Raw genomic sequence first — 12,360 nt, forward strand, 5'->3', positions numbered from 1 at the left:
GACGACCCCTGCTGCGTTACCTACCCATCCTGGCACCTCTACTCACCTGTGCTGACGCCGGTACCCATCGTCGAACCGGTGGGGGTTCGGGACGAACGACCGATGCCGCCTACATAGATCTCTGTAAGTGTCTCGGTTATCTCTCCAACCCCCGAGGAGCCCCCATGAGAGGCAGAACGCTGAGCGCGGGAATCGCGCTCGCCGTGTTCACCGGGACGGTGACGCTGGCCGCCCAGCCGGCGACCGCGTCACCCTCCGCCGCGACGACAGCGGCCCGGCCGATCGCCGCGTCCGCCGCCGTCCTGGCGGCGCCGGACATCTCCGTCAGCAACGTCCAGGCGCACCTGACCCAGTTCAACTCCATCGCCAGCAGCAACGGCGGCAACCGGCGAGCCGGGTCCGCCGGCTACACCGCCTCGCTCAGCTACGTCAAGACGAAGCTCCAGGCGGCCGGCTACACCGTCAGCGAGCAGTACTGCTCCAGCTGCACGTACCCGTCGAACAACCTGATCGCCGAGTGGCCCGGCGGCCCGTCCGACCAGGTGGTGATGTTCGGTGCCCACCTGGACGGCGTCTCGGCCGGTCCGGGTATCAACGACAACGGCTCCGGCTCGGCCACCCTGCTCGAGAACGCCCTGGTCCTCGCCGCGCAGAACCCGACCATGACGAAGAAGGTCCGGTTCGCCTGGTGGACCGACGAGGAGCAGGGGCTCAACGGCTCCCGCTTCTACGTCAACTCGCTCAACTCCACCCAGCGCGGCTACATCAAGGGCTACTACAACTTCGACATGGTCGGCTCCACCAACGGCGGCTACTTCATCAACCGGGTCAGCTCGACCACGGCGGCGCCGCTCAAGGCGTACTGGGACTCCCTGGGGCTGCAGCCGGAGGAGAACGTCGAAGGCCAGGGCCGGTCCGACGACTACTACTTCCAGCAGGCCGGCATCCCCACCTCCGGGTACGCCGCGGGCGCGAGCGCCCGCAAGACCAGCAGCCAGGCGGCCAAGTGGGGCGGCACCGCCAACGCGGCGTACGACCCCTGCTACCACCGGTCCTGTGACACCACCGCCAACGTCAGCGCCACCGTGCTGAACCGGGCCGCGGACGGCGTCGCGTACGCGCTGTGGCAGCTCGCCGTGGGCAGCGGCACCCCGACCAACGACTTCTCGCTCGCGGTCAGCCCCACCTCCCTCACCGTGGCCCGGGGCGCCAGCGCCAGCGCCACGGTCAGCACCGCGACCACCTCCGGCTCGGCGCAGACGGTCAGCCTCAGCGCGTCCGGCGCGCCCAGCGGGGTGAGCGTTTCGTTCAGCCCGTCGTCGGTGATCTCCGGCGGCTCGGCCACGGTGACGCTGACCGCCTCGTCCAGCGCGACCACCGGGACCGTCACGGTCACGGTCACCGGCACCGGCTCGGTCACCCGGACCGCCAGCCTCACCCTCACGGTGACCGGCACCGGGGGGTGTTCCGGCGGGCAGGTGGTCGGCAACGGTGGCTTCGAGAGCGGCAGCACGCCGTGGACCGCCTCCTCCGGGGTGATCACCAACTCGAGCGGCCAGGCGGCCCGGACCGGGTCGTACAAGGCGTGGCTCGACGGGTACGGCAGCACCCACACCGACACCCTGTCGCAGTCGGTGACCGTGCCGGCCGGCTGCGCCAGCTACACGCTGTCGTTCTGGCTGCACATCGACACCGCCGAGACGACCACCTCCACGGCGTACGACAAGCTCACCGTGCAGGTGGGCTCGACCACGCTGGCGACGTACTCGAACCTGAACGCCGCCTCCGGCTACACCCAGCGCACGTTCAACGTGGCCGGGTTCGCTGGGCAGACGGTCACCCTCAAGTTCACCGGCACCGAGGACTCGTCGTTGCAGACCAGCTTCGTGATCGACGACGTGACGCTCCAGGCCAGCTGACGGCGTCGGGTGGGGACGTCTCGTCGGGCGTCCCCACCCGGCATCTGGTCACGCCCGTCTATCTCTGGTAGAAATCCTTCAAGGCCGGCCCCTGATTCGCAGAATTCCGCCTCACGCGAACGGGAGTGCCATGTCATCCACTCGATCCACCCTGCGCCGCCGCGTGCTCACGCTGCTCGTGGCCACCCTGGCGACGGTCTGCGTCACGTTCGGCCTGGCCGCTCCGGCCTTCGCCATCAGCCACTCCAGCGCCACGTCGCAGCTACGCGCCGCGGGCATCTCCTGGACCTCCAGCGGCAACTGCAGCGACCGCAACGTGTCGACCTGCACCTCGTTCGACGGGGTCCGGCAGGCCACCATCGACGGCATCATCACCTTCAAGCGGGCCAGTGGCTGCGCGGTCACCATCACCGCGGGCACCGAGGTCGGGCACGCCGGGGGCACGTACAGCCACTGGAACGGCTACAAGCTCGACATCGCGCTGAGCACGTGCATCCAGAACTACATCTCCGCGAACTACACCTATGTCGGCTACATCTCCGGGTTCGGGTACCAGTACCGGGCGCCGTCGGGCAACCTCTACACCAAGGAAGGCAGCCACTGGGACATCCTCTTCTACACCTGCGGTGGCTGCTGACCGCGAGCGATGACGGGGTGCGCGGCGGGAGCTGACCGCGTACCCGAAAGGGGTGGGCCGCCGCCGGTGCTCTCCGGCGGCGGCCCGTCGCTTGCTCGGGCTGGAATCGGTCAGGGGAGCTGCGGGTAGAGCGCGGCGACCCCGCCCGCGAGCCCGGCCTGCACCTGCCGGCTGATGTCGTCGGTGACGATCTCGTACGCGTCGGCCTCGATGCCGTCGACGCCGATCCGGGCGATCTCCGCCGGGTCGGACTTGGGGCCGGTGACCGTCGCGGCCATGTCGGTGTCCATGTAGCCGACGTGCAGGCCGGCGATCCGGACACCCCGCTCGGCGAGCTGGAGGCGCAGCGCGTTGGTCATCGCCCACTCGGCCGACTTCGCCGCGCCGTACGCCCCGTGCAGGGGGAAGTTGACCCAGGACAGCACGGAGAGCACGTTGAGGACGGTTCCGCCCCCGTTGCCGGCGATGACCGGCGCGAAGGACCGGATCATCGACAGGTTGCCGAGGTAGTGGGTCTCGAGCTCGAGCCGGATCAGGTCGAGGTCACCCTCGAGCAGGTCCGCCCGGCTGTCGATGCCGGCGTTGTTGACCAGCAGGTTCACGTCGCCGGCCAGCTTCGCGGCGGCGGCCACCGAGGCGGGGTCGGTGATGTCCAGTCGGACCGGCGTCACGCCGGGCAGGTCGACGCTGTCCGGGTTACGCGCGCCGGCGTAGACCGTCGCCCCGCGCGAGACGAGCTCGGCGGCCAGGTGTCGGCCGAAGCCCCGGTTGGCGCCGGTGACGAGGGCGGTGCTTCCAGCGATCTTCATGGGGACTGCTCCAGGGTTCGTGGCGACTTGTCGACAGGAACGTTATCCGGCTGACTTCTGTTAAGCAAAGTCAGCTAGCTCACGCGACGGGCGGACGGGAATCGGGAATACGACCCGGAGGCGCACACACCCACGCCGGTGACGGCTCGTATCCTTTGCGCGAACCTGCGCACGAGCCGAGAAGGGAGACGGTGTGAGCAACCAGGCCGAGACGTTGGAGTTCCAGGCCGAGGCGCGTCAGCTCCTGCAGCTGGTCGTCCACTCGATCTATTCGAACAAGGACGTCTTCCTGCGGGAACTCATCTCGAACGCGTCCGACGCCCTGGACAAGCTGCGGCTGGCGACGCTCGTCGACAAGGATCTCGTCGCCGACACCGACGACCTGCACGTCGCCATCGAGGTCGACCGGGACGCCCGCACACTGACCGTTCGGGACAACGGCATCGGGATGACCCGGGACGAGGTGGTCCGGCTGATCGGCACGATCGCCAAGTCCGGCACCGCCGAGCTGCTGCGCCAGCTCCGCGAATCTGCCGACGCCCGCGCGTCGCAGGAGCTGATCGGGCAGTTCGGCGTCGGCTTCTACGCCGCGTTCATGGTCGCCGACCGGGTCACCCTGTTGACGCGCAAGGCCGGCGAGACCGGCGGCACCCGCTGGGAGTCCACCGGCGAGGGCACCTACTCGATCGAGTCCGTCGACGAGGCGCCGGCGGGCACCTCGGTGACCCTGCACCTCAAGCCGGCCGACACCGAGGACAACCTGCACGACTACACCGCCGAATGGACGATCCGCGAGATCGTCAAGCGCTACTCCGACTTCATCGCGTGGCCGATCCGCATGCGCGTCGAGCGCCCCGGCGCCGAGGGTGAGCCCGCCACCAGCGAGGTGCAGACCCTCAACTCGATGAAGGCGCTGTGGGCACACCCCCGCGACGAGGTCGACGCCGCCGAATACAACGAGTTCTACAAGCACGTCAGCCACGACTGGGCCGACCCGCTCGAGGTCGTGCACATGAAGGGCGAGGGCACCTTCGAGTACGAGGCGCTGCTGTTCCTGCCCAGCCACGCCCCGCTGGACATGTTCTCCCCGCAGGGCCGCCGTGGCGTCCAGCTCTACGTCAAGCGCGTGTTCATCATGGACGACTGCGAGCCGCTGGTCCCCACCTACCTGCGCTTCGTCAAGGGTGTCGTCGACGCCCACGACCTGTCGCTGAACATCTCCCGCGAGATCCTCCAGCAGGACCGGCAGATCCAGATCGTCCGCCGCCGCCTGGTCAGGAAGGTCCTCGCCACCGTCAAGGACCTGAAGGCCAACCACGCCGAGCGCTACCGCACCTTCTGGACGGAGTTCGGCGCGGTGGTGAAGGAAGGGCTGATCGACGACACCGACAACCGCGACACCCTGCTGGAGATCCTGTCGGTCGCGTCCACCCACGACGCGGCGGAGCCCACCGACCTGGCCGGCTACGTCTCGCGGATGAAGGACGGCCAGAACGACATCTGGTACGCCACCGGCGAGTCCCGGGCCACCATCGAGAACTCCCCGCACCTGGAGGCGTTCCGGGCCAAGGGCCACGAGGTGCTGCTGCTCACCGACCCGGTCGACGAGGTGTGGGTCGAGCGCGTCGGCGAGTACGACGGCCGGCCGTTGCGCTCGATCGCCAAGGGCCAGGTCGACCTGGACACCGACGAGGAGAAGCAGCAGGCCGAGGCCGAGCGCGAGCAGCAGCGGCAGGAGTTCGCCGCGCTGGTCGACTGGCTGGGCACGACCCTGGCCGACAGTGTCCGGGAGGTCCGCCTGTCGTCGCGGCTGACCACCTCACCGGCCTGTGTGGTCGGTGACGCGCACGACCTCACGCCGACGCTGGAGAAGATGTACCGGGCGATGGGACACGAGGTCCCCTCGACCAAGCGGATCCTGGAGATCAATCCGGGTCATCCGCTGGTCGCCGGGCTGCGCAAGGCCCACGAGCAGGGCGACTCCGGCCCGGCCCTGACCGAGACCGCCGAGCTGCTGTACGGCCTGGCGGTCCTCGCCGAGGGTGGCGAGCTGGCCGACCCGGCTCGGTTCACCCGTACGCTCGCCGACCGGCTGGCGCGCACCCTGTAGCCGCTCGCGGCCGGCGGGCGCCGATGCAAGGAGCCCGCCGGCCGCTCCCGGACACCGACACCGCCTGATCGGAAACGGTCCACGATGGTCGGTGCACATCCTCATGCCGTCCGCAACCGCTGGCGGGGACGCCTCGTGTGGACCGGTGAACAACTTCACAAGCGGTGGGCGACCGTCACCCACCGTGCCTACCGTCGGTCGGGTCCACCACCGTGGACGCCGCGACCGGCAACGCCAAATCCTGCCCCCGGTCGTCGGAAACAGAACCCGGGCAGGAGCGGGGGACCCAAGTTCCTCGGTGCATGTCACCTCGGGGTGAAGCCGCCAGCGCGCGGCCGGGCTCCTCGGCCCGAACCCGACAGCTCACCTCGCCGGCGTGGAGGAACGTTCCATGACGTCTGCGTACACCCCCCGTCATCGACGGGTCACCACCCGCCGCGTCGCCGTCGGCACCCTGGCCGTCGGCGCGGTCACCGGCGCCGTCGCCCTCTTCGGCCCGGCGGCTCCGGCCCAGGCCGGTGTCAACTGGGATGCGATCGCCCAGTGCGAGTCCGGCGGCAACTGGAAGATCAATACCGGGAACGGTTACTACGGCGGGTTGCAGTTCTCCCAGGGCACCTGGGCCGGTTACGGCGGCAAGAAGTACGCCGCCCGCGCCGACCTGGCCAGCCGTGGCGAGCAGATCGCGATCGCCGAGAAGGTGCTCGACGGGCAGGGCATCGGCGCGTGGCCGACCTGCGGCCGCAAGGGCGGCTCGTCGGGCGGTTCCTCGACGAAGTCCACCGCGAAGTCCTCGACGAAGTCGACCTCGAAGTCGTCGACGTCCACCTCCGGCAAGGAGCGGTCGTCGCGCGGCGACCAGCCGGCCACCCGCGGTCACGAGCGGACCGCCCCGACGGCCAGCGGCGACACGTACGTGGTCACGGCGGGGGACACCCTGTCGGAGATCGCCGACCGGAACCCGCGCACCGGCGGCTGGCAGGCCCTGTACGAGCGCAACCGTCAGCTGATCGGCGCGGACCCGGGTCTGATCTTCCCGGGGCAGCGGCTCGCTCTCTGACGCACAACAGACGAACGCTCGGCCGGGGAACCGGCCGAGCGTTCGTTCGTCTGGCGCTGTCCTCGCGGGACGGGGTCAGGCCGCCGAGGCGGTCCTCGCCTCGCGCCGGGCCATCACGTCGGCGTTCCAGCCCCAACGCTGCGCCGGCGCGGGAACCTCGGCCGGCCAGCCGGCACCGGCCCCGGCACCGTCGACGGCCGACTCGACCGACTCGGGGGTGCTGCGGGCCAGTCGCAACGACTGCTCGGCGGTCGTACGCGCCGCGCACGGCCAGGACTGGCCGGCGCACTGGAGATTGCGGCAGTGACCCTCGTCGTCGGCTTCGTGGGCATCGAGCACGTCGACCGCGAGCTGCCAGAGCAGCGGGTCGGTCACGTCGTGCGGGCGTTCGGCGCGACGGCTCGGTCGGTCGCTGGTCTCGTCGGACATGGGCCCCCCTCGTCAGGCTTTCGCCTCAAGATTTCACCCGTGTGCGACCGGCTAAACCGCCGACCTGCTGTGATGTGTCTCCGGTCGCACCGAGCGGGGCGTTCTAGTCGGGCAATAGCGGCATCTCGACTCCGGGAGCGCGGCCGAGCAGCACCGCCCGGGTGAGCGCCGTCGAGCCGAAGCGGTCGCGGACCGCGTCCACGGCGGCGTCCAGGTCAGCCCCGGTGTCGGCCTGGAACGGCAGCTCCGGCTGCACCGGGTTGTCGTCCAGGTTGCCCACCGAGACGCCGAGCAGGGTGACGCCGCGCCGGTCGATCTCCGGCAGGGCGGCCCGCAGCAGTGTCCGCGCGGCGGCGAGCAGCGGAGTGGTGTCCGCGGTCGCCTTGCGCACGGTGTGCGAACGGGTGGCGCGGGTGTAGTCGCCGAAGCGGAGTCGTAGCACCACGGTGCGTCCGGACCGTCCGGCCGCCCGCATCCGCCGGGCGACCCGGTCGACCAGGCCGGCCAGGATGGCGTCCAGTTCCTCCGGCGCGTGGGGGGTGCGCCCCAACGCGTGCTGCGCGCCCATCGAGCCCCGGCGGCGGCCCACCTGCACCGCCCGTGGGTCGCGGTTGTGGGCGAGAGCGTGCAGATGCCGGCCGGCGCCCGCCCCGAGCAGGGACACCAGCGCGGCCTCGCCGAGGCGTGCCACGTCGGCGACGGTACGGATCCGGCGTTCCCGCAGCTTCGCAGCGGTGACCGGGCCGACGCCCCAGAGGCGTTCCACCGGCAGCGGATGCAGGAACGCGGTCTCGGCATCGGGGGCGACGACCAGTAGCCCGTCCGGTTTCGCCACCCCGCTGGCCACCTTTGCCAGGAATTTCGTCCGGGCCACACCCACCGTGATCGGCAGGCCGACCCGGTCGCGGACCTCGCGGCGCAGCCGCTGGGCGATCTCGGCTGGCGTGCCGGCCAGCCGGCGCAGCCCGCCCACGTCGAGGAACGCCTCGTCGATGGAGAGCCCTTCGACCAACGGCGTGGTCTGCCGGAAGATCTCGAACACCGCCCGGCTCGCCTGCGTGTACGCCGACATCCGGGGTGGCACCACGATCGCGTCCGGGCAGAGTCGTCGTGCCTGGTGACCGCCCATCGCGCTGCGGACACCCCGCGCCTTCGCCTCGTAGCTGGCCGCCAGCACCACGCCACCGCCGACGATCACCGGCCGCCCACGCAGGCGCGGGTCGTCACGCTGCTCGACGGACGCGTAGAAGGCGTCCAGGTCGGCGTGCAGGATGTGGGCGCCGTACGACACGTACACATGTTCGCATGATGGCCGTTCGTCACGGCAGTGAGCTGGGAGAACTTCCGCTCAGTCGAGGCAGAACTCGTTGCCCTCCGGGTCCGCCATCACGATGTGGCCGGCGCCGAGCGGGGGAGCGGGCTCGTGTCGGGCGAGCCGCTTGGCGCCCCGGGCGACGAGCCGGTCGGCCTCCGCCTCCAGGGCCGCCATCCGGTCGTCGCCCGTCAGCCCGGGCGCGGCCCGCACATCGAGGTGGACCCGATTCTTGGCCTGCTTGCCCTCGGGCACCCGCTGGAAGAACAGCCGTGGCCCGGCCCCCGTCGGGTCGACGACCGCCGACGCGTCGTTGCGGCGCTCCGGCGGCACGCCCATCGCGTCCAACGCGGCCTCCCACGAGTCGAAGTCGCCGGGCGGGCCCTGCAACTCGTAGCCGAGGGTGTCGGCCCAGAACGCCGACAGGGCGGCCGGATCGGCGGCGTCGAACGTTATCTGCACTTCACGGGCCATGACAGCCTCCTCAATCCTGGTCTGGTCGGTCGGTCCGCCATCCTCTCGCGACGGACCGACAGGATCGGGTCACAGGTCGTCGAACGGGCGGGCGTAGCGGAACTCGCCCCGGATCGACTCGCGCCACGCGGTCAGTGGGCGGGCCATGAAGTACTGCGGGCCCCACGGCTGCGGCGGCGTGACGCCCAGCTCAACGGCCGGTCGGAACCCGAAACGCGGGTAGTACCCGGGGTGCCCGAGCAGCACCACGAGGGGTTCGTCGCGGGCGTCGGCGGCACCGAGAACCGCGTGCATCAGGGCGCTGCCGACGCCGCGCCGCTGCCACCCGGGCAGCACGCCGAGCGGCCCGAGGCCCAACGCCACCGGCGCGCCCGCAACGCGGGCACGCGTGGCCACCACGTGACCCACCACCAGGCCGTCGGTATCGGTCGCCACCATTGAGTACGCGGGCAGCCACCCGTCGTCCGCGCGCAGCGCGTCGACCAGCGTGGCCTCAACCGGCAGGCGGCCGGCGTGACCGCCATTGATGGTCCTGGTGGCGGTGTCCGTGCTGGTGGCGTCGTCCGGGCCGTGGTCCGGGCCGTGGTCCGGGCGGTGATCCGGCTCGTGGTCCGGGCGGTGATCCGGGCCGTGGTCCGGGCGGTGAACCGGCTCGTGGTCCGGGCGGTGGTCCGGATCGTTTGCAGGGCCGTGGTCGGCGGCGGCGAAGGCCGCGGCGTGCACGGCCCGGATGGCGTCGACATCGGCGGAAGTCTCGCGTCTGATCAGCACCGCGCCACCATAGGCGCGCCGGGTGCACGCCTCCAGGAGATATCCCGAGCTGCCGGACGACGCCACAGGAGAACTCGGGCGTACCCGCTTCCTGCGCGGTGCCGGATGGCATCGCAGAGGCGTCGGGACGCAAGCACCACGAGAAGCGTGATGCCTGTCAGTCATCTTGATGACTCACAGGCATCACGCTCTTCGGGCCGGGCCGGGCCGGGCCGGGCCAGGCCGGGCCGGGGCGGGGCGGGGCGGGTCGAGTTCAGGGCGGGGCGGGGCGGGGCGGCCGTGGGTCGTGAGGCGGTGGGTCGTGGACCGTGCGGTGGTGGGCCGTGGGTCGGTGGCGGTGGCCGGTGGTCGCTGGCCTATGTGGTGGTGGGCCGTGGGTCGGTGGCGGCGGGCCGGTGGCCCGTGCGCCCGTGGGCCCGTGCGCCCGTGCGCGGTGGGCGGTGGTGGGTAGTGAGCCGGTGCCCGCCTGCCCGCCTGCCGCCTGCCCGCCTGCCCGCCTGCCCGCCTGCCCGCGTGCCCGCGGGCTGGTGGCGGTGGGCCGGTGGTCCGTGCGTCCGTGCGCCCGTGAGCGGTGGGCGGTGAGCCAGCGGCGGGGGGCCGGTGCCCGCGTGCCCGCGGGCTGGTGACGGTGGTCGGTGGGCCGGTCCCGCGTGACCGCGGGCTGGTGGCGGTGGGCCGGTGGGCGGTGGCCCGTGTGCCTGTGTGCTCGTGTGCGGTGGAAGGTGGGTCGTGGGTCGTGGGGCTTTGGAGGGTGGGCGGGATCAGCCGACGGCGGTGGGCGACGGCGGGGCGCTGCCGCCCTGGGGCGCCTCCGGGGTCATCAGCCGGATGATCTCCTTCTGGTCGGCGGGGGAGGGCAGGCCCCAGTGCGGCCGGTATCCGTACACCTCGTGCAGTGGGGTGGAGCCGGTGCGGCCGTCCAGGATCTCCACGGCGTCCGTGCCGATCAGGCCGGGGTGTTCCACGCCGCACGCCTCGGCAACCTTGGTCAGGTCCCGCCGGAGTGTCGCCAGGTAGTTGGCCGCCCGGACGGACTTGAGCGTCGGGTCGAGGCCCCGGGCGAGCCACGCGTTCTGTGTCGCCACGCCGGTGGGGCAGGTGTCGGTGTGGCACTTCTGCGCCTGGATGCAGCCGATCGACAGCATCGCCTCCCGGCCCACGTTGACCATGTCGCAGCCGAGCGCGAACGCCACCACGGCGTTGTCCGGCAGGCCGAGCTTACCGCTGCCGACGAACACCACCTGCTCGTGCAGGTCGTGCTCCGCGAAGACCTTGTAGACCCGGGAGAAGCCCTGCTGGAACGGCAGCGACACCGAGTCGGTGAAGATCAGCGGTGCGGCGCCGGTGCCGCCCTCGCCGCCGTCGACCGTCACGAAGTCGACGCCCCGACCCGTGTCGCGCATCAGCCCGGCCAGCTCCTGCCAGAAGCTCAGGTCGCCGACCGCCGACTTGATGCCCACCGGCAGGCCCGTCTCGGCAGCCAGCAGCTCCACCCAGTCCAGCAGGCTGTCGCAGTCGGAGAACTCGGCATGCCGAGACGGGCTCACGCAGTCCTGACCGGCCGGGATGCCCCGGGTGGCCGCGATCTCGGCGGACACCTTCGCGCCGGGGAGCAGACCGCCGAGGCTCGGCTTGGCGCCCTGGCTGAGCTTGATCTCCAGGGCGCGCACGGGTGCGCCGGCGACGAGGTCCTTGAGCCGGTCGAGACTGAACCGGCCGTGTTCGTCGCGGCAGCCGAAGTACGCCGTGCCGAGTTGGAAGACCAGCTCACCGCCGTTGCGGTGGTACGGCGACAGGCCACCCTCGCCGGTGTTCTGCAGACATCCGGCGAGGGCGGCGCCCTTGTTCAGCGCGGTGATGGCGTTGCCGGAGAGCGAGCCGAAGCTCATGCCGGAGATGTTGACCACCGATTGCGGCCGGAAGGCGCTTGCCCGTCCCCGGGCCGCGCCGAGCACCTTCGCGCAGGGCAGTCGTACGTCGTGCCCGGCCGTCGGCGACGACGGTGGCACGGCTCGGCCGAACGTGCGGTGCTTGATGATCGGGTACCCGGGCCTGTACTCGATGTCGTTGTCCGTACCGAAGCCGAAGTAGTTGTTCTCCTGCTTGGCCGACGCGTACACCCAGCGGCGCTGGTCCCGGGTGAACGGGCGCTCCTCGTTGTTGCCCGCCACGATGTACTGGCGCAGCTCCGGCCCGATCGCCTCCAGCAGGTACCGGGCGCGGCCCAGCACCGGGAAGTTGCGCAGCAGCGCGTGGTCGCGCTGAATCAGGTCGCGTGCGGCGAGGGCCGCCACCGCGGCGGCGACGGCGGGTACGGCTCGACGGGCCCAGGTCATGCCGGGCAGTCTTTCCGCCCACGCCGTCGGCCAAACCGGTCGGCCGTCGACATCGCGCTGCTCAGGCCGCCGGCTGGGTGATGTTGACCAGCCAGGCGATCCCGTACGCGTCGATGCACATGCCGTACTCGTCGCCCCACATCTGCTTCTCCAACGGTGTGGTCACCGACCCGCTCGCGGACAGGCGTTCCCAGTATCCGCGCAGCTCGTCCGCGTCGTCGCCGCTCAGGCAGATGGCGATGTTGGTGCCGGGAACGTGGTTCATGCCGGGCGCGGTGTCCGAGGCCATCAGGACGAAGCCCTTCGTGGACTCGATGCGCGCGTGCATGACCTGGTCGGCCAGACCCGGCTCGGTGGTGCCGAACTCACCGAACGTGGTCACGCTCAGCTCACCGCCGAACACGCGGTGGTAGAACTCCATCGCCGCCCGGGCGGTGCCCGGGAAGTTGAGGTACGGGTTGAGTCGCGACTGCACAGCACCCTCCTTCTGCCCTGGTCAGCGC

Annotated in this window: 11 protein-coding genes and 1 riboswitch; of the genes, 4 read left to right on the top strand and 7 right to left on the bottom strand. The window is 71.2% G+C overall.

Going from position 1 to position 12,360, the window contains the following annotated elements; genetic code table 11:
* The first annotated feature begins 164 nt into the window (after positions 1-164).
* Positions 165-1,919 (top strand): M28 family peptidase, encoded by a 1,755-nt coding sequence (locus tag ACQPZK_RS13125; protein WP_433538558.1) that lies wholly within the window; start codon positions 165-167, stop codon positions 1,917-1,919.
* Between the two features lie 130 nt (positions 1,920-2,049).
* The gene (locus ACQPZK_RS13130) at positions 2,050-2,556 is read left to right on the top strand and encodes a hypothetical protein (protein WP_433538559.1); all 507 of its coding nucleotides are present in this window, start codon (positions 2,050-2,052) and stop codon (positions 2,554-2,556) included.
* A 110-nt stretch (positions 2,557-2,666) separates the two neighbouring features.
* On the opposite strand, the gene ACQPZK_RS13135 is transcribed toward ACQPZK_RS13130, so the two are convergent.
* A complete protein-coding gene (locus ACQPZK_RS13135; protein ID WP_433538560.1) occupies positions 2,667-3,365 on the bottom strand; it encodes an SDR family oxidoreductase in 699 nt (232 codons plus the stop codon).
* 193 nt (positions 3,366-3,558) lie between these two features.
* On the opposite strand from ACQPZK_RS13135, the gene htpG reads away from it, so the two are divergent.
* Together htpG and ACQPZK_RS13145 are read left to right on the top strand one after the other, a co-directional pair.
* The gene (htpG, locus tag ACQPZK_RS13140) at positions 3,559-5,475 is read left to right on the top strand and encodes a molecular chaperone HtpG (protein WP_433538561.1); all 1,917 of its coding nucleotides are present in this window, start codon (positions 3,559-3,561) and stop codon (positions 5,473-5,475) included.
* Positions 5,476-5,699: 224 nt separating this feature from the next.
* Positions 5,700-5,867: riboswitch (cyclic di-AMP (ydaO/yuaA leader) on the top strand.
* Entirely contained in the window at positions 5,867-6,535 is a 669-nt protein-coding gene (locus tag ACQPZK_RS13145) for a transglycosylase family protein (RefSeq protein WP_433538562.1), read from the top strand. (Overlaps the previous riboswitch by 1 nt.)
* Before the next feature lie 75 nt (positions 6,536-6,610).
* Here ACQPZK_RS13145 and ACQPZK_RS13150 read toward each other — a convergent pair whose 3' ends face one another.
* From ACQPZK_RS13150 to ACQPZK_RS13175, 6 genes are all read right to left on the bottom strand, one after another.
* On the bottom strand, positions 6,611-6,964 hold the full coding sequence (locus tag ACQPZK_RS13150; RefSeq protein WP_433538563.1) for a hypothetical protein: 354 nt from the start codon (positions 6,962-6,964) through the stop codon (positions 6,611-6,613).
* 103 nt (positions 6,965-7,067) lie between these two features.
* Entirely contained in the window at positions 7,068-8,255 is a 1,188-nt protein-coding gene (gene dinB / locus ACQPZK_RS13155; protein WP_433538564.1) for a DNA polymerase IV, read from the bottom strand.
* Between the two features lie 57 nt (positions 8,256-8,312).
* Positions 8,313-8,750: a VOC family protein gene (locus tag ACQPZK_RS13160; protein ID WP_433538565.1), complete on the bottom strand. Its 438-nt coding sequence runs from the start codon at positions 8,748-8,750 to the stop codon at positions 8,313-8,315.
* 69 nt (positions 8,751-8,819) lie between these two features.
* Complete coding sequence (locus ACQPZK_RS13165; protein WP_433538566.1) at positions 8,820-9,521, bottom strand: GNAT family N-acetyltransferase; 702 nt, start codon at positions 9,519-9,521, stop codon at positions 8,820-8,822.
* Positions 9,522-10,282: 761 nt separating this feature from the next.
* Complete coding sequence (locus tag ACQPZK_RS13170) at positions 10,283-11,857, bottom strand: FMN-binding glutamate synthase family protein (protein WP_433538567.1); 1,575 nt, start codon at positions 11,855-11,857, stop codon at positions 10,283-10,285.
* Positions 11,858-11,918: 61 nt separating this feature from the next.
* Positions 11,919-12,332, bottom strand: coding sequence for a VOC family protein (locus tag ACQPZK_RS13175; protein WP_433538568.1), 414 nt, complete (start codon positions 12,330-12,332; stop codon positions 11,919-11,921).
* Between the last annotated feature and the right edge of the window lie 28 nt (positions 12,333-12,360).

Source organism: Micromonospora sp. CA-249363 (assembly GCF_050950185.1).
Classification (GTDB): domain Bacteria; phylum Actinomycetota; class Actinomycetes; order Mycobacteriales; family Micromonosporaceae; genus Micromonospora.